General features: G+C 63.3%; 18 protein-coding genes. 7 read left to right on the forward strand and 11 right to left on the reverse strand.

The window, feature by feature from the left end:
- Positions 1-107: 107 nt before the first annotated feature.
- On the forward strand, positions 108-1,166 hold the full coding sequence (locus VHD36_08900; GenBank protein HVU87428.1) for a prenyltransferase/squalene oxidase repeat-containing protein: 1,059 nt from the start codon (positions 108-110) through the stop codon (positions 1,164-1,166).
- Positions 1,167-1,614: 448 nt separating this feature from the next.
- Here VHD36_08900 and VHD36_08905 read toward each other — a convergent pair whose 3' ends face one another.
- Positions 1,615-2,676: an SMP-30/gluconolactonase/LRE family protein gene (locus VHD36_08905; protein HVU87429.1), complete on the reverse strand. Its 1,062-nt coding sequence runs from the start codon at positions 2,674-2,676 to the stop codon at positions 1,615-1,617.
- A gap of 222 nt (positions 2,677-2,898) precedes the next feature.
- Here VHD36_08905 and VHD36_08910 point away from each other — a divergent pair, with 222 nt between their 5' ends.
- Positions 2,899-3,978: a DUF3500 domain-containing protein gene (locus VHD36_08910; protein ID HVU87430.1), complete on the forward strand. Its 1,080-nt coding sequence runs from the start codon at positions 2,899-2,901 to the stop codon at positions 3,976-3,978.
- Positions 3,979-4,118: 140 nt separating this feature from the next.
- Here the strand turns inward: VHD36_08910 and trpA are convergent, their stop codons facing one another.
- Positions 4,119-4,919 carry a tryptophan synthase subunit alpha gene (trpA, locus tag VHD36_08915; GenBank protein HVU87431.1) on the reverse strand — a complete coding sequence of 267 codons (801 nt, stop codon included), beginning with the start codon at positions 4,917-4,919 and terminating at the stop codon, positions 4,119-4,121.
- Positions 4,920-5,006: 87 nt separating this feature from the next.
- The gene (gene trpB, locus VHD36_08920; GenBank protein HVU87432.1) at positions 5,007-6,251 is read right to left on the reverse strand and encodes a tryptophan synthase subunit beta; all 1,245 of its coding nucleotides are present in this window, start codon (positions 6,249-6,251) and stop codon (positions 5,007-5,009) included.
- 253 nt (positions 6,252-6,504) lie between these two features.
- On the opposite strand from trpB, the gene mutM reads away from it, so the two are divergent.
- Entirely contained in the window at positions 6,505-7,404 is a 900-nt protein-coding gene (gene mutM, locus VHD36_08925; GenBank protein ID HVU87433.1) for a bifunctional DNA-formamidopyrimidine glycosylase/DNA-(apurinic or apyrimidinic site) lyase, read from the forward strand.
- 572 nt (positions 7,405-7,976) lie between these two features.
- Here the strand turns inward: mutM and glnD are convergent.
- From glnD to VHD36_08945, 4 genes are all read right to left on the reverse strand, one after another.
- Positions 7,977-10,625, reverse strand: coding sequence for a [protein-PII] uridylyltransferase (gene glnD / locus VHD36_08930; protein ID HVU87434.1), 2,649 nt, complete (start codon positions 10,623-10,625; stop codon positions 7,977-7,979).
- 167 nt (positions 10,626-10,792) lie between these two features.
- A complete protein-coding gene (locus VHD36_08935) occupies positions 10,793-11,131 on the reverse strand; it encodes a P-II family nitrogen regulator (GenBank protein ID HVU87435.1) in 339 nt (112 codons plus the stop codon).
- Positions 11,132-11,226: 95 nt separating this feature from the next.
- Complete coding sequence (locus VHD36_08940) at positions 11,227-12,723, reverse strand: ammonium transporter (GenBank protein ID HVU87436.1); 1,497 nt, start codon at positions 12,721-12,723, stop codon at positions 11,227-11,229.
- Positions 12,724-13,122: 399 nt separating this feature from the next.
- Positions 13,123-13,671, reverse strand: a complete 549-nt coding sequence (locus VHD36_08945) for a cob(I)yrinic acid a,c-diamide adenosyltransferase (GenBank protein HVU87437.1) — start codon at positions 13,669-13,671, stop codon at positions 13,123-13,125.
- A 110-nt stretch (positions 13,672-13,781) separates the two neighbouring features.
- Between VHD36_08945 and VHD36_08950 the strand changes: the two genes are divergently transcribed.
- A complete protein-coding gene (locus VHD36_08950) occupies positions 13,782-14,891 on the forward strand; it encodes a biopolymer transporter Tol (protein HVU87438.1) in 1,110 nt (369 codons plus the stop codon).
- 37 nt (positions 14,892-14,928) lie between these two features.
- Here VHD36_08950 and VHD36_08955 read toward each other — a convergent pair whose 3' ends face one another.
- The gene (locus tag VHD36_08955; protein ID HVU87439.1) at positions 14,929-16,461 is read right to left on the reverse strand and encodes a transglutaminase family protein; all 1,533 of its coding nucleotides are present in this window, start codon (positions 16,459-16,461) and stop codon (positions 14,929-14,931) included.
- Between the two features lie 870 nt (positions 16,462-17,331).
- On the opposite strand from VHD36_08955, the gene VHD36_08960 reads away from it, so the two are divergent.
- Complete coding sequence (locus VHD36_08960) at positions 17,332-18,048, forward strand: hypothetical protein (GenBank protein ID HVU87440.1); 717 nt, start codon at positions 17,332-17,334, stop codon at positions 18,046-18,048.
- 116 nt (positions 18,049-18,164) lie between these two features.
- On the opposite strand, the gene VHD36_08965 is transcribed toward VHD36_08960, so the two are convergent.
- Genes VHD36_08965 through VHD36_08975 form a run of 3 tightly spaced genes read right to left on the reverse strand, consistent with a single transcriptional unit; the run spans position 18,165 to position 19,326 of the window.
- Positions 18,165-18,575 (reverse strand): phage holin family protein, encoded by a 411-nt coding sequence (locus VHD36_08965; GenBank protein ID HVU87441.1) that lies wholly within the window; start codon positions 18,573-18,575, stop codon positions 18,165-18,167.
- A 24-nt stretch (positions 18,576-18,599) separates the two neighbouring features.
- A complete protein-coding gene (locus VHD36_08970; protein ID HVU87442.1) occupies positions 18,600-18,956 on the reverse strand; it encodes a hypothetical protein in 357 nt (118 codons plus the stop codon).
- Between the two features lie 55 nt (positions 18,957-19,011).
- Positions 19,012-19,326 (reverse strand): hypothetical protein, encoded by a 315-nt coding sequence (locus tag VHD36_08975; protein ID HVU87443.1) that lies wholly within the window; start codon positions 19,324-19,326, stop codon positions 19,012-19,014.
- A gap of 341 nt (positions 19,327-19,667) precedes the next feature.
- On the opposite strand from VHD36_08975, the gene VHD36_08980 reads away from it, so the two are divergent.
- A complete protein-coding gene (locus tag VHD36_08980; protein HVU87444.1) occupies positions 19,668-21,407 on the forward strand; it encodes an acyl-CoA dehydrogenase family protein in 1,740 nt (579 codons plus the stop codon).
- Between the two features lie 84 nt (positions 21,408-21,491).
- A complete protein-coding gene (locus tag VHD36_08985; protein ID HVU87445.1) occupies positions 21,492-22,475 on the forward strand; it encodes a zinc-dependent alcohol dehydrogenase family protein in 984 nt (327 codons plus the stop codon).
- Positions 22,476-22,490: the final 15 nt, after the last annotated feature.

Below are 22,490 nucleotides of genomic sequence, written 5' to 3' on the forward strand. Positions count from 1 at the left end.
GGGCATGCCGGCGATTTTGCATCCCTCCGCCGCGCGCGTTATGCTTTGGGCCAACCTGCCTGCGGTTCCCGCCTTCCGAACATTCCCAAACGCCATCGGAGGTTTCGATGACCTTCCTTCGCACGCTTTCTGCTCTGGCACTGACTTTTGCGGCCCTGGCCTTGGCAACGATCACGTCGATCACCGGCGCGGCCGAGCCGGTGACGCTCGAAAACGTTGTCGCTCCCACCGCCAACACGCCGGACGAGCCGTTGGCGGGCTACTCGCTGGAGCGGGCGACGGCGTTTCTCGACTCGGCGGCGCTCGACTGGCAGAAGTCGCGCGGGTGCATGACGTGCCACACGAATTACGCGTTCCTGATGGCCCGGCCGGCGATCTCAGCCGATGCGCCGGCGCATTCAACGGTGCGCAAGTTCGCCGAGGAGTTGGTCACCGAGCGCTGGCCCGACAAGGGGCCGCGCTGGGACGCTGAAGTCGTGGCGACCGGCACCGTGCTGGCCTTTAACGATGCGGCAACTACGGGCAAGCTGCACCCGGTCACGCGGCAGGCGCTCGACAAGATGTGGACGCTGCAGCGCGACGACGGCGGGTGGACGTGGCTGAAGTGCGATTGGCCGCCCATGGAATCGGACGATCACTTTGGCGTATCGTTCGCCGCGATCGGCGCGGGCGTCGCCCCCGAAGGTTACGCGGATACGCCGGCGGCCAAGGCGGGGCTCGACAAGATTCGCGCGTACTACCGCGAGAATCCGCCGCCGACCTTGCATCACAAGGCGATGATGCTGTGGGCCGCGACCTATGTGCCCGACTTGCTGCCCGCGGCGCAGCGCCAAGCGTGCATCGCCGAGCTGCGCGCCCTGCAGCATGAAGACGGCGGCTGGGCCATCGCTTCGCTGGGCGACTGGAAGCGTGGCGACGGCTCGCCGCAAGACACCGCGACCAGCGACGGCTACGGCACCGGCTTCACGATTTACATTTTGCGCCGCGCCGGCGTGCCCGCCGACGATCCGCAGGTCGCCCGCGGCGTGGCCTGGCTGAAGAGCCATCAGCGCGACAGCGGCCGCTGGTTCTCGCGCTCGCTGCACGCCGACAGCAAGCATTACATTTCGCACGCGGGCACGGCCTTCGCCGTCATGGCGCTCGCGGCGTGCGACGCGGCGAAGTAGGTTGTTCGGGATGCTTACGCGACCGCGTGAGGTGTTCCCGGTAGTTGTTCCGTCTTAGACGCCAAAGGCGTCGAGGAGAATAGCCCAAGGCATTCAATGCTATGCGTCAGTTGGCGGGTTTCCTTGCGCGGGATTTGGCCCCGGAGGGGCCGAGGAGTGTAGCCGTGGACGTGAGTCCACGGTAACGGTTCCAAAAAAATCGTCGTAAGCCCCGACGGGGCGACGTTGAATGCTTCCTAAAATTGATGTCGCCCCGTCGGGGCTCCCGGCGTTTTATGCGACGTTTTTCCGTGGGCTTGCGCCCACGGCTACACGAATTCGCCCCTCCGGGGCTCGATGTCAATTACCGGAATCTCTCACGTTCATGTGAGCATGTCGCCCGATATCTCCCCCGTTCTGCATGGCCACGGCGAGCGTGGCCATGGCACCCAACCGCGCGGATCGCGGATCATTTCGCCCACGGGATGTGATATCCCTCCGCGTTGAGCGTGATGCGGTACAGGCTCTTGTCGACCGTGACATAGAGCGTGTGCGCGTCGGCGCCCGTGCCGAATTCACAATTGCTGGGTAAGCCCGTGGGCTGCGCTGCATCGGGCTGCGACGGGCCGGTGGCGATGTAGGCCAGCTCCTTGCCTTGCGGGTCGAGGACCAACAGGCCGGGGCGCTTAGCGCTGCGGGCCGTGAGATACAAGTTGCCGCGCGCGTCGACCGTCATGCCGTCGCAGCCGTCTTCCGCGCCAAAGTCGATGATCGTGCGGCGCGGTCCAGCGACCGCGCCGTTTGCGTCGAGCGGGAAAGCATAGACTTTCATCGCTCCCTTTTTCGGTTTCGGTCCGTCGGGCGAGATGCGGTCGCTGCCGTTATTCGTGTCGGCCACGTACAGCGTCTTTTGATCGGGGCTGATCGCGATGCCGTTGGGCTTTTCCACGTCGCGCGTCAGCTCGACCAGGTGGCCATCGGGATCGAGGCGGTAAACGGCCCGCGCCTCCAGCTCGCGCGGCTCGCTGCCCAGGTAGCGCGGGTCGGTGAAATAGATGCGGCCGCGCTCGTCGATCGTCAGATCGTTCGGCGCGTTGAAGCGTTTGCCCTCGAAGCGATCGACCAGCGTCGTTCGCTCTCCCGTTTTGACATCCCACCGCGACAAGCGGCGCCCGCCTTCGTCCGAACCTTCGCACGCCACGAGGCCACCGCGGGCGTCGAACGCGAGGCCATTCGCCTTGCCGCTGTCGGTGGTGAAGATGCTCGTTTTCTTGGTCGAGGGGTCGTAGCGCACGATCAGCCCACGGTCCGCCCCCTCGGGGATGTCGGTGAAATAGATGCTGCCATCGGGCGCCGCGGCAGGTCCCTCGGTCAAACTGCCCTGAATGGGGAGCGAGCGCGTGTAGAGAAGCTCGAGGCTGGCCCCGGCAGGCACGATCGTATTCTCGGCGGCGGACGATACTGGCGAATTTGTAACCGCTGTGGCGAAGATTGCGGCGGCGGTAAGCGCCGCGGGAATTTGATTTCGCATGACACATTTCCCCCCGGTGCGGTGTTGGATCGTTGGGTGATACCACGTGCGCCAGCTTGTGTCACGCGCGTGGTGAACCATGAACCCGCTGTGCCCCGGGTGGAAATTTGCACGCCCCCGTGCGGTTGTGTCTAATACGAACAGCCACCAGCGGCTGCCGGCCGCGAATAGAATTCTTGACCCGCCTCGTAAGCCCAAACGTTTTTATTGGGAGAGCCCGCCATGACTCGCGATCGTCACTCGTGCCCGGATTGTGACTCGGCCGACCGCATCGAAGCCATCTCGCCGGTGAACCGCCGAGATTTTTTGCGTACCGCGGGGGCCGTGGGAGCGGCCGCCAGCGTCGGTTCGCTTGGCTTGTGGACGCCCGATCGCGCGTTGGCCGCGGCGCCGGCGGTTTCGAGCGGCGCTACGCCGGAATCGCTCGTGAAGGTGCTGTACGAAATGCTCAAGCCCGAGCAGCGGTCGAAGGTCTGCTACGAATGGGATTACCAGGACCCGAAGCGCGGCCTGCTGCGGACGCACGTCGCCAACAATTGGAACATCAACGACCAGCAGATCAACGGCGACTTCTATACCGACGATCAAAGGGCCGTGATCCGTTCGATCTTCGAAGGGATCATCCAGCCCGAGTGGCACAAGCGGATCTACCAGCAGCTTTCGGACGATGCCGGCGGCTATGGCGAAGATCAAAGCCTGGCGATTTTCGGGACGCCGGGATCGGGCAAGTTCGAGTTCGTCATGACCGGCCGGCACATGACGCTGCGCTGCGACGGTGATTCGGCCGATAGCGTGGCCTTTGGCGGACCGATCTTCTACGGACACGCCGCCGACGGCTTTAACGAAAAGGCGGACCACCCGGGCAACGTCTTCTGGCCGCAGGCCGTGGCCGCCAACAAGGTTTACGCGATGATGGACGAGAAGCAGCGCAAAGCCGCGCTCGTTCAGAAGCTGCCCGCAGAGAACAAGGTCGGCTTCCGCGGCAATGCCGGTGGATTCCCGGGCATTCCGGTGACCGAGCTGTCGAGCGATCAGCGCGAAGAGCTGCAAAAAGTCCTGCAGGTTCTGGTCGAGCCGTACCGGCAGAGCGATCGCGATGAAGTGATCGCATGCCTCAAGGCGCAGGGCGGGCTCGACAAGTGCTCGCTGGCCTTCTACCAGGACGGCGACATCGGCAAGGACAGCGTGTGGGATTGCTGGCGCTTGGAAGGCCCGTCGTTCGTGTGGTATTTCCGCGGCGCTCCGCACGTCCACGTGTGGGTGAACGTAGCCAGCGACCCGTCGGTGAAATTGAACGCGTAGCGGCGCGCCCGTTGCTGACGCGCGTTGTAGGGTGCGCTGTGCGCACCGGACGCGTGTGTTCGCGCAAGTGCTCGGACGGGGGTGGTACGCGAATCCGCGAGTCTGGTGCTCGCAGAGCACCCTACGATCGGAACGTTGCTTTACCCGAGCGCCGCGACCAGCGTGGCGACGTAATCCCCCAGCTCGCGCAAAACCTGCTCGCGCGGCCTGGTTGCCGCCTCGGCCACGCGCCGCACCACGGCCGAGCCGACGATCAGTCCGTCGGCCACCGGCGCAAGCATGCGGACGTGCTCGGGCTGGCTGATGCCGAAGCCGACGCAGACGGGAAGGTCCGTCTCGCCGCGCAGCCAGCGCAGGTTGTCCAGCAAATCTTGCGGCAGCTCGGTGCGCTCGCCCGTGATGCCTGTCACCGAGACGTAATAGAGGAAACCGGTCGACGTCCTGGCGATGCGTAGCACGCGCTCGCGCGGCGTGGTGGGGGCGACGAGCTGGACGAGGCTGAAATCCTCGCCCCGGCAAATGCGCGCTAGCTCTTCCGATTCATCCGTGGGCAGATCGGGAACGATCATGCCGGCCATGCCCGCCGCGCGGGCGTCACGCACATAGGCGGCCGGGCCATGACGCAGGACGATGGCGTAACTGACCATGCTGACGACCGGCGCCGGCAGTTTCGGTTTTGCCTGCCCGACCGCCGCGAAAATTTGCGCGAGCTTGATCTTCTTATCCAGCGAGCGGGTGTAGGAAGCCTGGATCACGGGGCCGTCAGCGATCGGGTCGCTGTAGGGAATCCCCAGTTCGCACAAGTTCGCGCCACGCCGCATCATTTCGGCCAAGGCCTGGGTCGTGAATTCCAGGTCCGGATCGCCGGCGGTCACGAAGGGCATGAACGCCTTGCGCTTTTCTGTGCGAAGCTGGCGAAATAGATCGTCAATCGCGGACATTGATTCTCCGGCCAGTAAAACCAAGTTGGCGGCTGTGCCGCACGGACAACAGGTTGTCCGTGCCACGCGGAATTCCTTATAGCTGTCTCACGCGATCGATTCGCCGCGCAAGCGCGCGATCTCGAAAGCGTCTTTATCGCCGCGTCCCGACAAGCACGCCACGACGACCTGATCCTTCGGCCGCTGGCGCGCTTCTTCGATCGCCTTGGCAATGGCGTGCGAACTCTCGAGCGCCGGCAAGATCCCTTCGCTGCGGGCCAGCGTGTCGAATGCCGTCAGGGCCTCGCCGTCTTGCGCGAACGTGTAGCGAACGCGGCCCGAATCCTTCCAATAACTGTGCTCGGGACCCACGCCGGGATAATCGAGGCCTGCCGAGATCGAATGGACGTCGCTCGTCTGACCATCCTCGTCCTGCATGACGTAGCTATAGCTGCCGTGCAGCACGCCCGGCGCGCCGAACGACAGGGGCGCCGCGTGATCGCCCGGTTTTACCGACCGGCCGCCGGCCTCGACGCCCAGGAGTTCGACCGATTTGTGCTCGACGAACGGATAGAACATGCCGGCTGAATTGCTGCCTCCGCCGACGCACGCTACGACCAGGTCGGGCAGGCGGCCGAGTTGGGCCTGCGATTGCTCGATCGTTTCGCGGCCGATCACGGATTGGAAATCGCGCACGATCACGGGAAACGGATGCGGCCCCACGACCGACCCCAGGATGTAGTGGGTCGTCTCGACCGAGCTCATCCAGTCGCGCATGGCTTCATTGATCGCGTCGCGCAAGGTGCGCGAGCCGCTACTGACCGGCCGGACCTCGGCCCCCATCATCCGCATGTTGAAGACATTCAGCTTCTGCCGGCGAATGTCTTCTTCGCCCATGTATACGACGCAATCCAGCCCGAAATGGGCGCAGGCGGTGGCCGTGGCGACGCCATGCTGGCCGGCGCCGGTTTCCGCGATCACGCGCTTTTTGCCCATGCGAATGGTGAGCAGGGCCTGGCCCAGCGTGTTGTTGATCTTGTGCGCGCCGGTGTGATTCAGGTCTTCGCGCTTGAGATAAATCTGCGCGCCGCCGCACTGCTCGCTGAGCCGGGCCGCGTGATACAGCGGCGAGGGGCGACCGACGTAATTCTTGAACAAGTCGGCCAGCTCGGCCTGAAACTTGGCGTCCCGCTTCGCTTCCTCATACGCCGCGACAAGCTCTTCCAAGGCCCGCATGAGTGTCTCGGGCACGAAGCGGCCACCGAACGCTCCGAATCGTCCCGCTGCGTCGGGCACATGGGAACTGGCCGGACCGCTGGCCGATCGACCGGCGGCTGGAGTGGAAGCGGGCATGCGGAATCCTTGGAAGTTTTACGCGAGCATTGTCATTACCGGCTATCCGAGAACCCTCTCCCGCCGGGAGAGGGCAGGGTGAGGGCCGGGTATTTGGATAGGCTCTTTGGCGGGGCCGCGGCCACCGCCGAAACGTCGATTGTCAGCCGCCTGCCGCGAGGGGTCAAGGGTGGCTGCGCGCGCCCTGACCCGGCTAATGAGGCAACCGTGATCCTTGTTCGGCAGCCACCGGCAGCGCTACAATTGCTCTCCCTTGTTTCGTACCCTCCATAATCCTTCAGCGCTACGCATCGGCATCATGCCTGAATTGCCCGAAGTCGAAACCATGCGTCGCGGGATCGCGTCGATCGTCGGCGGAAAGATCGTGGCGGTCGAACGCTGCCGGCTGCGCGCACGCCCCATTCAGTTCACCCCTGCCGGCGGGAAATTCGATCGCCGCGTCCTTGACAAGAAAGTCATGGCTGTTGACCGGCTCGGCAAGCGTGTGGTGGTGCGGCTGGACGACGGAATCGCGCTGGTGTTCGAGCCGCGCATGACGGGGCTTGTGCTCTTGGCGGATCCTCCCTCGCGCGACCACTTGCGGCTGCGTATTCATCTGGAGAATCGCCGCGGCAAGCGACAGGAGCTTTTGTACTGGGACCAGCGAGGGCTGGGGTTGGTTCGCGCGCTCGATGAACAGGGCTTGGAAAAGCTGTACGGGCCCGAGCGGTTGGGGCCCGACGCTCTGACGATCTCGGTCGATCAAATGCGCGAGAACCTGGCCAAAAGCCGCCGCCCGATCAAAGTGGCTCTGCTCGATCAGCGAGCCGTGGCCGGGATCGGTAACCTGTACGCTTCCGAGATGTTGCACCTGGCCGGGATCCACCCGGCCCGGCCGTGCGCTCGCTTGCGGCCCGAAGATTGGCAGCGCTTGCACGCCAGCATGCTTAGCGTGCTGAACGCGGCGATTCGCTACGAAGGGTCGACCCTGTCCGACGGCACGTACCGCAACGCGCTCAATGAGCAGGGAGGCTATCAAAACCATCACCGGGTTTACGATCGGGCGGACAAACCGTGCCCCAAGTGCCGCGGCGCGATCGTGCGCATCGTGCAAGCGCAACGTTCAACGTTCTTTTGTCCGACGTGCCAGCCGAAGAAGGCGGCGGGGCGTTGACGGTGGCGAGCGGCAGGCCGATGGCCTATCGCCACGAGAACAAATACGTCCACAGATTTCGCAGATTCCACAGATTTGCGGAATGCAGAACGGCCAACCGCGTGAGGCGCAACGCTCCATGGGCCTCGATAACTCGTTTACTCTTATCTGCGAAAGCTGTGTAATCTGCGGATGGATTACTGAATTTATTCCGCGGGTCCCACGCTTACCCAAAATTGAATGGCCCTCGGTTACGGGAGCGATTTCCTAGAGCTAATCGATTCCAATTGAATCCAAAGTGGCTCATAGCGGGCTAGCACGTATTTCGCGTTTGTGCTGCTCCGATCGAGTCGTTCTAGGTACAGCTTGCGTTCTGCCTGAAGGTAATAAGCATGCCGATGTTCGTTCATCTCCCCAACGAGCGAGGGGAGGTTATGAACATGGTCGGCTTCGATCGCGCACTGTTCACAAGCGCCGCTGAGGGCTAGATCGCGTATCCGACACAAAGCGACCTCAAGAATCTCGATGTAGATTTGGTCTCGGTCGTTCATCAGATCGGACCCACAACAACAAGGCAATCTGCAAGAAGACCTTTAAAACGACCGCGCGGTGCTCGCTTCGGCCTTTTCCAGTTCTTCCACGGCCGCGAGGAGCCGCGCGCGGATTTCGTCCATGCGCCCCACGTCCGTCACTTTCTGGCCGGCAGCGTCCGTGACGTAGAAGACGTCGACGACCTGGTCCAGATACGTACCGATCTTGGCCACCGCAATCGACAGGCCCAGTTCGAACAAGGCGCGGGTGATCGTGTACAACAGTCCCATGCGGTCGGCTGCGAAGAACTCGATGACCGTAAAGCGGTCCGAGGTGCTGTTGTCGAAGCGCACCTGCGTCGGTAATGGGCTGAGCGCGAGCGGGCTTTGTTTGCTGCCCGGCCGCCACACGCGGCGAAACGCCGGGCGACTGTCGGCGGGGCTTTTCAGCGAGTTCTCGATCGCGCGCTCGATCTCGGCGATGCGGCCGGCCGGCGGCTCGTGCGCGAAATCAGGGTCGAGCACCCAGAAGCGGTCGAAAACCAGCCCGTCGGCCAGCGTGTTGATTTCGGCCGACAGGATTTGCAAACCCTGGCTGGCGAGCGCCCCGCACAGCTTGTGGAAAACGCCGGGCGTAATCGCTTCGTACGTGCCGATTTTGAATTCGACGGTGTGGGCGTCCTTCAGATATTGGGCTTGTACAGCGACATCTCCCGGGGCAAGTCGATGTAGTTGCTCGAAGTCGGTTAGGATCTGATCCAGCTCGGTTCTTTCCAGATAAGGCGCGGGGGCCGCGGCCAGTTGCCGGCCCCACCAGGTGCGATAGTCTTCGTCCTTGAGCCGGCCCAGGACGTCTTCGCGCCGCTGGCGTAAAACGTCTTCGTTGCGCAAGGCCGGCGCGTCGCCCGCCAGATGGACCATGACCGCGCGGTAGACTTCGGTCAGTACCTGCACCTTCCAACCGTTGAGCACGCCAGGGCCAACGGCCTCGAAGTCGGCCGCCGTAAGCACGAACAGCATTTGCAAGGCCTCGGGCGAGCCGACCTCGACCGCAAAGCGGACAATCAACTGCGGATCGCTCGTGTCGCGGCGAAACGCCAGGTGCGCCATCTGCAGATGCTTGTGTACGAGGAACTTGAGCGTTTCCGTGTCCGCCTCGGGCAAGCCCAGTCGCTGCCCGATTTTATCGGCAATGTCGCGGCCGACGTCGCTGTGGTCCTCGGGAAACCCTTTGCCCAGATCGTGGATCAACAGGGCCAGGTGCAAGAGCCACTTGCGTTTGATGCGCCGATAGACGCGTCCCAGCGGCCCTTTATCGTGCCAGAAATTCGTGGCCGCTTCGACGGCGCGCAGGCAATGCTCGTCGACCGTGTACTTGTGATATTCGTTGAATTGCAAGAGCGACCGGGCGTGCGTAAAGGCCGGAATGATGATCTCGAGCGCGCCCATCGCGTGCAGATTCCGCAATAGCTCGCCCAGCCGCGCCGGATGGTCCATCAGTGACAAGAAACGCGAGGCCACCTCGGGCGTGACTTCGTCCGGCAGGCTGGGCACCGCCTGGCGAATGGCCTCACTCGTGGCATGCGCGATCTGCTTATCGTACCGATTGGCTACGTCGGCCAGACGCAGGATCTGCGCCAAGTCGGTCCGCATTTGTTCCAGGCTGCGCGGATTGACCGACACGTAATTGCGGCTCACGCGAAAGTCGTGCTCGAACCGATGGCTGTAGAGCGGGCTCAGCACTTCCAGCCAGCCAGGAGCCGAGCGGGCGGTCGTCACGAAGCGCGAGACGATATTGCTCACGCCGCTGGTCATGCGAAAATATTCCTGCATGAACTGCTCGACCGGCAGCAGACCGGCCGAGCCTTCGTGGCCGCAAAACTGGGCCAGGCGCATTTGCTCGGCGCGGTCGAGCACGTCGCTCGACTTGCCGGCGTGGAAATGCATTTCGTTGCGAATCCGCAACAGGAACTCAGCCGCGCGGCGGATATGATCGTGGTCGGGGCGCGACAGCTCGCCCGCCAGCCGCAAGCCGTCGGGCTCTGTCACGCCATGCCGCGCGAAACCGACCCACCGTAATAGCTGTATGTCGCGCAAGCCTCCTTGCGAGCGTTTGATGTTCGGCTCGAGCAAATAGACGGTCTCGCCGTATTGCGAGCGTTCTTCGTGGCGGGCTTCGTCGATCTCGGCGATCAAGCGGCGAGCCCGGCGGCGCGTCTGCCGTTCGAAGCGATGGGCGAACTGCGTGTACAGGCCAACGCTGCCGGACAGGTAGCGCGATTCGATGAGCGACGTGCAGATCGTGGCGTCCTGGCGACCGAGCGCGCAGGCGTCGCGCACCGTGCGCACGCTTTGCCCCAGGTGCAGACCGACGTCGAACAGATCGCGCACCATGCGCTCGGCCAGCGGTGTCACGCGTCGGGTGGCGCCGGGTGAGTGCAGAATCATCAAGTCGACGTCGGAAAACGGCGCGACGTCCCGGCGGCCGTAGCCACCGTGCGGAACGAGGGCGATTTGCGTGCCCAGTCCGTGTGGACCGGCTTCGCCGATATCCGCAAGCGCCGCCTCGTAAAGTTCGAGGACGATCGTGTCGAACAGGTCGGTCATCGCCGCGCAGATTTGCGAACCGAAGGCCCCACGCGCGTGCCGCTGGCGGAGTTTCTCACGTCCTTCGACGAGCCGCTGCTTGCTGGCGAGAATGATAGGTCGCAATGTCAAACGCTCGATCAAATTAGCAACGAGGGTACTAGTGCTTTGTCAACACTGAGAATTATGGTTGGCAAAGCACGACCGCCGAACACGCAAGTGGTTCGGCGGCAAACAAATAGCTAGTGCTCTGCCGATCGGCCTCAACTCCAACTTTTAGCTGTAACAGAGCACTAGACCGCTTCTTCGCCAGTTTCGCCGGTCCGAATCCGCACGGTCTCGTCCAGGCTGACGACGAAGATTTTTCCATCGCCGATCTGACCCGTTTGCGCAGCCCGCATGATGGTGTCGATGGCCCGGCGGGCGCCGTCGTTGGGCACGACGATTTCGATCTTCACCTTGGGCACGAAATCGACGGTGTATTCCTGCCCGCGATACATTTCGGTATGCCCCTTCTGGCGCCCGAAGCCGCGGACCTCGGAAATCGTCATCCCCTGGATCCCTTCGGCGGCCAGCGCATTCTTGACATCCTCCAGCTTGAAGTGGCGGATGATTGCCTCGATTTTCTTCATCGCTCAACTCCTGGTTAGCCCCGCCCGCACCGCGCGGCGGTTGGATCGCGCCGCGCGGCCGGCCACAAATAAGTATTGGATTGCGGACGCTGGAATCAAATGAATATATAGCCTTCCTCGCCATGTTGGCTGAGGTCCAGGCCCTGGATTTCTTCGCGTTGCGAGACACGCAGTCCCATCGCGACGTCCAAGACCTTGAGAATGACAAACGTCCCTACGGCGGCCGCGACCCAAGTGACGCCTGCCGCGACGGCCTGGGCAAGGATGCCGGGATGAGCCATCGATGCCGGCGCGGCGCCGGCCTTCATTTCCTCCAGCAGGCCCAAGGGGACGGCTCCGCCACCGACAATTTTGGTGGCAAAAATGCCCGTCAGGAGAGCGCCGAGCGTGCCTCCCACGCCGTGTACGCCGAAGGCGTCGAGCGAGTCGTCATAGCCGAGCCTGGTCTTGAGCGTGGTACACGCCAGAAAGCAGATGACGCCGGCGGCGGCTCCCATGGCCAAGGCCGGCATCGGCTGCACGAAACCCGACGCGGGCGTAATACACACCAAGCCCGCCACGACTCCGGAGCAGGTCCCCAGGACGCTGGGCTTCGCGCGCGTGATCCATTCCATGACGGCCCAGGCCAGCCCCCCGGCCGCGGCGGCAAAATGCGTGGCGGTGAATGCGGCAGCGGCCTGTTCGGTCGCGGCCAGCGCGCTACCGGTGTTGAAGCCGAACCAACCGACCCATAGGAGCGCCGCCCCGGCCGTCGTGTACGTCAGGTTGTGTGGCGGCATCGGTTCGGCCTTGAAGCCCAGGCGTTTGCCCATCACTAGCGCGCAAACAAGCGCCGAAACGCCCGAGCTGATATGCACGACGGTCCCGCCGGCGAAGTCGAGGGCGCCGACCAGGGCGCCGTCAGTCTTCGTGCCGCCCGGAATATCCCAAGCCAGCAATCCGCCGTCCCATACCCAATGGCACAAGGGACAATAGATCAGCGTCCCCCACAGAATCATGAAGACGACCATGGTGCTGAACTTCATGCGCTCGGCGAAGGCACCGCAGATCAGGGCCGGCGTAATGATGAAGAACATGCCCTGGAACAGCATGTGCGTCAGGCGCGGGATCGTGCCCTCGACGGGATAGATGACGGCGCCGTCCTTTTCGAAGGGCTGCACGTTGCGCATGAACAGGAAGTCGGTATTGCCTATCCAGGGGTTGTAGTTCGCCTCACCCGGCACGCCGCCGAAGGCGAGCGAATAACCCCACAGAGCCCAGATCACGGTCATCAAGGCCATCAGGAAAACGCATTGCATCATGACGCTGAGCACATTCTTCTTACGAACCAGCCCGCAGTAGAAAAGGGCCAGGCCGGGCGCCGTCATCATCAGCACGAGCGCCGAGCTGACGAGCATCCAGGCGTGATCTCCCTTGTCGATCGGCTGTGGAGGAGGCTCGATGTGCGAGCTTTCCGGCGTTTCATTGATCACGGCCGGCACTTCGGCCGCGGCCTCGGGCGTGATGGCCGGCTGTGCGACCGCCTGCTCGACGACGACGGCTGCCAGCCAACACGCGCAAACGAGCGTCGCGAAGAACCTCGTTGCCAACATGCTACGCCCTCCCCGGTAAGGAACGTTCCAAGACGCCAGCCGAATAACCGGCCCCGGATCGTCCGCCTGAAATTCGAATTCCGTGTGTGATGGCTGGTGGGCGGTTGATTGCGACGGAATATAAGCAACCACAAGCGCGCTCACCCTGGCATTTGGCCTCCCCCCGACGAAAGCGCCCACAAGGTACCGAAGAGAAGCACGATTAGTAAAGCCGATCCTTGCGCCGGTAGTGGATGATCAGCGTGTGATGTCTCGGCCGAGCAAGGAGGTTCCCTCTACCTTCGGGAGAGGGTTAGGGTGAGGGTATTCGAGGTCGAATCTGATTCCGTTCCCCTCACCCCGGCCCTCTCCCGGAAGGGAGAGGGAGTTCACGGCGACCGGGTGACAGTTTCTCACCGGTTACGTGGGCGACTTTTGCCAGGGGACATCGGCACGACCGGCGGATTGATTCGTAGCCCGGGCCAGGACAAAGAGCAGATCGCTGAGCCGATTCAGGTACACAAGCAGCGTCGGACCGATTTGCTCCGTGGCCGCCAGGGTGACCAGGCGTCTCTCCGCGCGCCGACACACCGTGCGCGCCAGGTGCAAAAGCGCCGCTGCACGCGTACCACCCGGCAGAATGAATTGCCGCAAGGGAGCCAGCTGAGCTTCGTGGCGATCGATGGCCTGTTCCAGCGCCGCGATGCTGCCGGCGTTCAACATGGCCATGCTCTTCGCCTGGGGATCGGGCGTCGCCAGCTCCGCGCCCAGATCAAACAGTTCGTTTTGAATGCGCGCCACCAACAGGTCGATATCCGAGGGCAATGCCTCGGCGCGGGCAAGCCCCAGCACGGCGTTCAGCTCATCCACCGTCCCGTAGGCTTCGATCCGCGGCGCATCCTTGGGAACGCGCGGGCCGCCGAACAAACCTGTCTCGCCCGTGTCACCGGTCTTCGTATAAATCTTCATCTGCTTCTCCGAAAGATCGCGATGAGCGGCCAAGGTGCGGGGCCGGGGGCGCGCGTCTATAATCGGTCAAGCATCTTACCAAAGTGCCCCTCGATCCGGGAGAAAACCGCTTGAGTATCCGAGCTCGTTATCGCACGTCGACCATACGGCCGAAGCAGAACCTGCCAGGACGAATCGCGCTTGCGCTGCTCGTGGGTTGCGTCTGCGGCAGCCTGGTTCACGAACCTGCAAACGCTCAGGAATCGATCGAAGGAAAATTCCTGACCGGCGTTCAACAAGTGACCGACGGTTTCGTGAAGGCGGGTGAAGGCTATTTTTCGCCCGACGCCAAGGAGATCGTCTACCAGGCGGTGCCCAGGGATTACCCCTTCTACCAGATTTATCGCCAGTCGCTCGCCGGCGGCGCACCGCATCGCATCAGCACGGGGCGCGGCCGCACGACGTGCGCCTATTACCGGCCGGATGGCAAGAAGCTGATTTTCGCGTCGAGCCACCTTGACCCGCAACTCGAAAAAACCGAGGACGCCGAGCGACAACAACAAGCCGACGACGCCAAGACCGGACGCCGCCGGCGCTACGAGTGGAACTTCGACCCGTTCATGGACATCTTCGAGTCGAACCTCGACGGTGGCGAGTTACGGCAGTTGACCGATTCGCCCGGCTACGATGCCGAAGGATCGTATTCGCCCGACGGCAAGCAGATCGTGTTTTGCAGCACGCGCGACGGCGATCCGGACATTTACCTGATGAATGCCGACGGCTCGAACGTGCGGCAACTCACCAATGCCCCCGGCTATGACGGTGGGCCGTTCATCTCGCCTGACGGTAAGTGGGTGGTTTTCCGCAGCGACCGCGACAAGGAAGGCTTCTTGCAGATTTACGTCATCGGTATCGACGGCGCGCACGAGACGCCGCTGACCTCGAACCCGAATTCCGTGAACTGGGCTCCTTACTGGCATCCGGCAAAGCCGTATATCATCTGGACCGGCGCCGATCACACCGATCCTCAGGCCCGGCCGAACTACGATCTATGGCTGATGCGCTATGAGAAAAGAGACGGGCAGATCGCGCCCGGTCCGATCACGCGCGTCACCGACAATCCGACGGCCGACGTGTTGCCGGTGTTTTCGCCCGATGGTAATCGACTGATGTGGACGTCGAATCGCACCGCCGATCATGCCAGCCAGTTGTTCCTGGGGAGCTTTCGGCTGCCGGAATGAAGCGCGCGACGGAATCGCGCATCATGAATCGCGAGGGCTACGGCCTAACCTCGATTTTCATCTTGCCCAGCACTTGCGCAACCGGCAGAAAGCTGGCCAGGGCGGTGGATTCTTTCAGGTTCGTGGCGGCCAGCTTCAGATGCCCGGCGCCGATGCCGCCAAGGCCCAGCGTGCCATCCAGGCCGATCCATTGCCCGGCGATAAGAGCTTCGGTCCACATATGAAAGGCGAAAGCGTGCTCGGTCGGGACATAGACCAGGCCGACCGCGACGCGCGCCGGGATGCCACGGGCACGTAGTAGCGCCGCCAGCAAAACGGCATGTTCGGTGCAATCCCCTTCCAGACTCTGCGCCACTTCGGCGGCTGTGGCAAAGGTCTGCGAGTAATTCTTTTCGGCCACTTTGTCGTGAACGTAGCGCTCGAGCGCCACGGCGGTACGCCACGGATCCTGCTCGGCGCCGGCCGCGTCGCGCGCCATCGCGATAATCTTCGGATCGTCGCTTTGAATAAAGCTGTTGGGCTGCCGGTCATCGTCCGTAGGAGCAGTCCTCTCGGGCGAGTCCTTGGCCAAACCTCCCGGGCGGACAGCGCGCACCAGCACGTCGGCCGTATGCGCATCCACAGCGGTGACGCGTTGGCTGTCATCCGAAACGAAGACGGTCGCCGGGTCACCGCCGTCGAGGTGGACACGGTACACGATCTGTTTCGCGTGGTGCGGATCGGCCGGCGGCCGCGCCAGCCGCACCAGCGAGGACAGACCAAGGTCAAGCACCTGGGCGTCGGATTTGCGCAACGCCTCCTCTTTCGTGGTGCGATAAGCGACCTGATCGAGCCCCGTGACGACGGTCTTCAGCGTAACGCCGTCGGCATCGGTCCATTGAACGCCGTCGATCGGCTTGGCGCCCGGCAGCGTCGTGATTGTCTCGATGCGCAGCAGCTCGCGCTTTCCTTGAAGCAAGCTCGTCGACTCGAGCTGTTTGGCGCGTAGCTCGATTTTGCCGACCTGGTTAAAGACCGGCATCAAAGTCGACAGCGTACGCGATTCGCCAGGCTGCATGGGGCGCAGTCGCAGGCTTTCTTCGACGGCGAAATAGCCGCGCGCCTCGCGCGGCCACGGCATCGAGCTGCGGCGTTTCTGACCTCCCGAGCTGATCGTGATCTCGATCGTGCCATCGCCCACGCGGCCCGCGACGATGCCGGGCGTCGGGCCCATCTTCGTATCCGACGTGAAGCTCTGCACTTCGCCGGAGAGCGTTTCAACGACCGACATCTTCACTTCCGAGGTCGATTCCTCGCCGAAGCGCTTGACCGATAACCGCAAGGCCCCTTGGGCCTCGATCAAATCCGCTTGGCCGGGAAGCGCCTTCCAGCGCGTCACGGCGTAACCAAGCCGGGCACCGCCGAGGTAATACACGTCCCATTGTTCCTGCCCCACCAGCGCACTTAGCGACCTGGCGAGAGCATCGCTAGCGGGTTTGCCGTTGGCGGACTTTGCCGCCTCGGGCGCGGCGGGCTCCGCACCGTCGGTTTGCGGCGGCGGCCCGGAAATCGCCGTGCTACAACCACTCAAGGCCCATGCCAGCAGGGACGGAACGAACCACGACCTGACGGATTTCTGGATTCTTCGGCCGATCCGCGTACGATTCATCGTGGGCATAAGGGGAGTATGACTCGATCGGAGGGTACGCAGCCTCGGAGCGTCAAACCCGTCCGAATCGCGGTTCGTGTCGTAGCGACGGTGAGGCGCAGGGCACGGTGCCCTGCAAAACGATCCGAACGAAATATACTCAGCACGCGTACCGTAGTGGTAGCAGCCGAGAATGGTCGGGGGAGAAGGATTCCTCAGACGCGTGTAACGTTTGAATGTCGAGGGAGCTGATTGCAGCGCCCCGCCAGGACGTTACACCACAACTGACTGACAGAACGACTCAGGGAAGTCTTTTTTCACGCAGGTCCGCGTGAGAGAGGCTTCCTTTTTTTGTTGGCGTTTTCTTGTCGGTGTGGGCGACCGCCTGACAGAGTTTTTGGCGTACGAAACCTGGGACGAAGCCACATCCTTCACAACACGCACGTCTCACCAAGGAAGGCATGAATTCTTCGCAGCGCGGCCGGTCGATTGGGCAACCAAATTCAGGCCGGGTGCTAGACTAAATTTCGAGGAACCATTGCGCGACACGACATGGTCGGTCTCGTTTGAGTTTTCAGCCCTAGGGCCGTCCAGCGCAGGCGTTAAAGGACGCACAGGCGCTGGCCGGCAGCGGTTTTGCCTGTCAGTCGGATCGTACCGTTTCTGCCGCCGCCCGCGGGCCAGCGACCACGAAACCGCACCCGGGGGGCCTTGTGTGAGAAGTATGTGACCTAGTGTTTTTTGAGGATCGGTCTTTCGCCGGCCGCGTCAACGTATTGCTGCCCAAACAACTGACTCGGGACCCTTAGATCCATGGGCTTTTTGAAACGCTTCTTCCGCAATGTTTTCCGCGATGGCGCGGCGCCGACGGGCACCAGCAGCTTCGAGCAATTGAGCGAGGCCGACTTGGAAGCCCACCTGGGCGTTTCGCGCTATGGCAACTTCACGCTGACCGACGCCATCCGGCCGTCGTACGACTTGCAGGTCGTACCGCGGCAGGGCTACCGGCATGACGTGTATAACGATGCCGATAACCGTTGCTCGGTGCCGGTGCTGATGGGCGCCGCGTCGCGCGAGGAACTGTTCGAAGTCTTCATGGAGTTGCTCGATCCGCTCGGTTCGGAAGTCGACGTCGTGCTGGAAACGAGCCACAACCGCGAAGCACGCGGACACGTGGACCTGTACCGCGAGCACATCGACATGCCGGTGCTCAAGAGCATCCTGTGGGATTACGAAGACCTGCTGTTGAACGACGGCTGCGTCGGCATCGCCGTCTTGAACCCGGCGGTTCCGCAGGAAGTGCAATTCGACGAACACAAGCTGCTGATCGTCTACGGTGAAGACCTGACGCAGTTCGAGAACGTCTTCCGCGATCGCCAGGTTCCGTGCGACGACCAGATGAAGTTCATCACCGAAGCCGAGCACGTGCATTCGTCGAGCGACAACTACTTCCGCGAGTTCGAAGAATTGCGGACGCGGTTGGGCATGGACTCGATGTGCGACCAGGATGCTATTCCGGGCGTCGGTTAGGATTGGCCGGTGCCGAGGGTGAGACTGCAAACCCCTGGAGTCTGGCACAGGTGCGCTAGCCGCCTGTACGCATCGCAGCGCGAAAAAATTCTTAAACCGCTCGGCCGGCTGCGAGATCACTTCTGCCCGCTCAGCGATTCTAGCCAGGCCTGATCCTCGCGTAGCACTTCGAGCGTCTCTTCCAGCCCCACGAAGTGCCGACGGAAACGCAGCCAGCCCAGCCCGCCGACGACAACGGCCGCGACGACGAGGCCGGCAAACCATATCAACAGCCACGCCGTGCGATCGAGCCCCCACGTCCCGTCCAGGGCCGTAGCGGCAGCCACGACCAGGACTGGTAGCGAAACCAGCGCAAGTAGCCCTGCCACGGCGAGAGCGACCACCAATCGCCGCACGTCCCCCACGGCTACGCCCAATTCGAATCGGGCCAGTTGCCAACGAGCCGCGACGGCAGCGCGCAGCTCGTCGCGGAGCCGATGGATCTCGGCCACCGTGGGAGCAAACAGCGTTTCGTCTTGGTCGGCCATAATTGCTGGTGGTTAACGCGGTCGTCAGTCGGGACCGGGCCGGTCCCCCGAGGAGCGGAAATTGGTCCACACGTCGAGCAGATCCCCCAGGATCCGGCTCCGCGCCGAGGCGACGCCCCATTGAATCAGGTTCGTGGCCACGGATCGTGAAATCTGTCTTCCCGGGCGCATCGCGGCCAGCCACAGGCCGACCCCGAAAACCGTCCCCAGCGAAGCGATCGGAAATCGCCGCACGTACGTCTTCCAAGAGGTCAAGCGGCGCTGTTCGTGCTTGAGTGCGGCCAAGGTGGCACGGGTGGACGTGCGGGTGCGCGCGATCTCGGCGCGCAGTTGCCGCTTGCGAAACAGCACATCAGCATCTACGACGCGACGCACGGCCATGAGCGGCCTTCCCTTCCGGATCCAAGCGCAACGGCGGACGCCGTGCGTTCATTCCCTACCGCCGGAATATCCGGCCGCACAACCATCCGCAGGCGAGCGCCAACAGGACGCCAGGAGCCGGGTACTTGCGTACCATCTCCAGGACGGCCGACAGCCAATCGCCTGAGTTGCTGCGGCGCGCCTCGGCAAAGTTCTCGGCCGCCTGGTGGCGAACGTCTTGGTATTGCGACAGGGCGCGTTCAAGCTGCTCCTGGGCCGCGCGCAGCGCCTTTTCGGCCGCGCGCACTTCGGGGCGCTCGTCCAGCTTGCGACCTAGATTTTCGAAGGTTCCGGCAGCCGCCGGACGTGGTTCTGGGTGTGAATCGGTCATCGGTCGAGATCCCTCACTTTCTGGCGGACTCTCCGGGCGTTTGGTGCGGCGTGTGCCGGCTACGATCGCCTGTTTGAACGTAGCTTACAGGGGGAGGGGTCACAATCGACCGCCGGTGCCCGGGCGGGCTGCAAAAGCCGCATATTTGATGCCAAAGGAGCGGTTGTGTCGTCCTCCTGCGCAGGTGCGACGGGGCGGCGCGGATGGGCGCGCGGAGGCGTGGCTTCGTTGTGGGGGCAGGCCGCTTGGATACAATGCACTCGGCGGCGTAATCTCCTTTCACATGGCCGCATGCGAAGGCCTTTTCGGGAGCGCGCGCACGAATCGCGCGAGAACCACTCGTGGCCAAGTTCTTTCAAGATCCGCCGGTTCTGGCCAATCAATACGACGACGACCACGTGCTGCGCCGCTACCTGATGCGGCGGCTGCCGCGCGACGTGCTGGCCGAGATCGAGCCCGACCTGCACCGCTTCGGCGGGCGGGTCGTCACCGACATCCTGGCGATGGGCGAAGACGCGCACGCCCATGAACCCGAGCTCGTGCAATTCGACCCGTGGGGCCGCCGCATTGACCACATCGAAACCGCGCGCGGCTGGCAAGACCTGGAGCGCGTGAGCGCCGAAGAGGGGCTCGTGGCGATCGGCTACGAGCGGAAGCTCGGCCCGTTGTCGCGCATCTATCAGTACGCCAAGCTGTATCTGTTCAATCCTTCGTCGGCCACGTATTCCTGCCCACTGGCTATGAGCGACGGTGCGGCGCGGCTGATCGAGGTGATGCGCGACGAAGAGTTGAAGGCCGGCGCCTATCGCCGCCTGACCACGCGCGATCCGGCAACGTTCTGGACCAGCGGACAGTGGATGACCGAACGCACCGGCGGTTCGGACGTCGGCCGGACCGAGACCGTGGCCCGACACGAGGGCGGTCCCTGGTACCGACTGCATGGCACGAAATGGTTCACCTCGGCCACCACGTCGCAAATGACGATGACGCTGGCGCGGATCGAGGACGGGGCCGGTAAGTCAATCCCCGGCAGCCGCGGCTTGAGCCTGTTCTATCTCGAGACGCGCGGGTCCTCGGGCGAGCTGAATCACATCGTGATTCATCGCCTGAAAGACAAGCTCGGCACCCGCAGCTTGCCGACCGCCGAATTGAGCATGGAAGGCACACGAGCCAAGCTGATCGGCGAGCCCGGCGACGGCGTGCGGAACATCACAACGCTCGTGAACATCACGCGTTTGCACAACGTGATCGGCGCCGTCTCGGGCATGCGCCGTGGGCTGGCCTTGGCGCGAGACTATGCGCAGCGCCGCGAAGCGTTCGGCAAGTTCCTCATTGATCAGCCGCTGCACGTGGAAACTTTGGCCGACCTGGCGATCGAATTTCAGGCCGGCTTCCAACTCGCCTTCCGGGCACTCGATCTCTTGGGCAAGGAAGAATGCGGCGCGGCAAATAGCGACGAGTCGGCCGTGCTGCGGTTGCTCACTCCGCTGGCCAAGCTCTACACGGCGCGGCAGTCGGTGGCGAGCGCGAGTGAAGTGGTCGAAGGGTTTGGCGGCGCCGGCTACGTGGAAAACACCGGTTTCCCGCGCATTTTGCGCGATGCCCAGGTGCTGTCGATCTGGGAAGGGACCACGAACGTACTGAGCCTCGACGCGCTGCGGGCGATCGAAAAGAGCGACGCCTTCGGCCCGTACATGGCCGAGATCGACGAGCTTTTGGCCGGCATCACGCTCGACGAATTGAGCCCTGCCGTAATGCAAGCTCAGGACGCCGCCCGCCAAGTGCGCCAGTTTTTACCGGCGGCGCTTGCCGAAGGGCGCGATTTCCAGCAAGCCGGAGCGCGCTCGTTCGCGTTTAGCCTCGCGCGACTTATGGCCGCGGCGCTTTTGCTCGACGATGGGCAGTGGAATCTGCAGAACCACGGCGACGGGCGCGGCGTCGCCGTCGCTCGACGCTGGTGCGGGCGCAACCTCGCGCCGCTGGTCCATGCGGATCGTCAATGGCGAGCCGAGAGCGAGGCACTGGCGCGCGATTTGACGCTCACCGAGCGTCCGGCAGCTACGGCGCCGCGCAAGTCGTGAGCTCGGCGTTTCGAGCGCAGGCCATTCCTGCAGCCGCGCATCCCAGAACTTGGATCGAAAGTTGGAACTACTAGGAATCTCCCTATGAAAGCCGTGCAGATTTCTGCGTTCGGTCAGCCCTTGGAAGTGGCGCAATGCGTCGAGTTGCCCGATCCGGCCGCGCCGGCCGCAGGCCAGGCGATCGTGTCGCTCGAGGCGTCGCCGATCAATCCTTCGGATGTGCTGACGCTGTCGGCGCAATATGGGATTCTTCCGAAGTTGCCCGCGGTGCCGGGGAACGAGGGCGTGGGGCGCGTGCTGGAGGTGGCCGGCGACGTCAAGAACGTGAAGCCGGGCGATATCGTGCTCTTGCCTGCCGGCGCCGGTACCTGGCGCGAAAAGCTCGCGGTACCTGCCGCGCGATTGTTTCCCATGCCGCCCGGCGCGGACCGGCAGCAATTGTCGATGTTGACCGTCAATCCGCCGACGGCGCTACTTCTCTTGCGCGATATCGTGGACGTCAAGTCAGGCGAGTGGGTGATTCAAAACGCGGCCAACTCCGGCGTCGGCTCGTACCTGATCACGCTCGCCGGTTTGCGCGGCTTGAAAACCGTGAATGTCGTGCGGCGTGAGTCGCTCGTCGCGCCGCTCAAGCAACTGGGGGCCGATGTCGTGGTGGTCGATGGGCCTGATTTGCACAAGCGCGTGGCCGAGGCGACCGACAAAGCCGCGATCCGACTGGCGATCGATGCCATCGGCGGTGACGCGACGGCGCGCCTGGCGCACTGCGTGGCGCCCGGCGGCACGGTCGTGAATTACGGAGCGCTTTCCGGACAGCCGTGCCAGGTCGCGCAACAAGATTTGATCTTTCGCAATGTCACGTTGCGTGGCTTCTGGCTGGCCCACTGGTTCAACCAGGCGACGCCGGCCGATCAGATGGCCGTTTTCGCCGAATTGATCAAGCTCGTTGCGACCGGCAGGCTGAAGACCAACGTCGAGGCCACCTATCCGCTCTCGCGCATCAAGGATGCCCTGGCCCACGCCATGCAGGCCGGGCGCGATGGCAAGATCTTGCTCGTGCCAGGCTAGACGTTTCCTACCTGA

The organism is Pirellulales bacterium, assembly GCA_035546535.1.
Lineage (GTDB): Bacteria > Planctomycetota > Planctomycetia > Pirellulales > JACPPG01 > JACPPG01.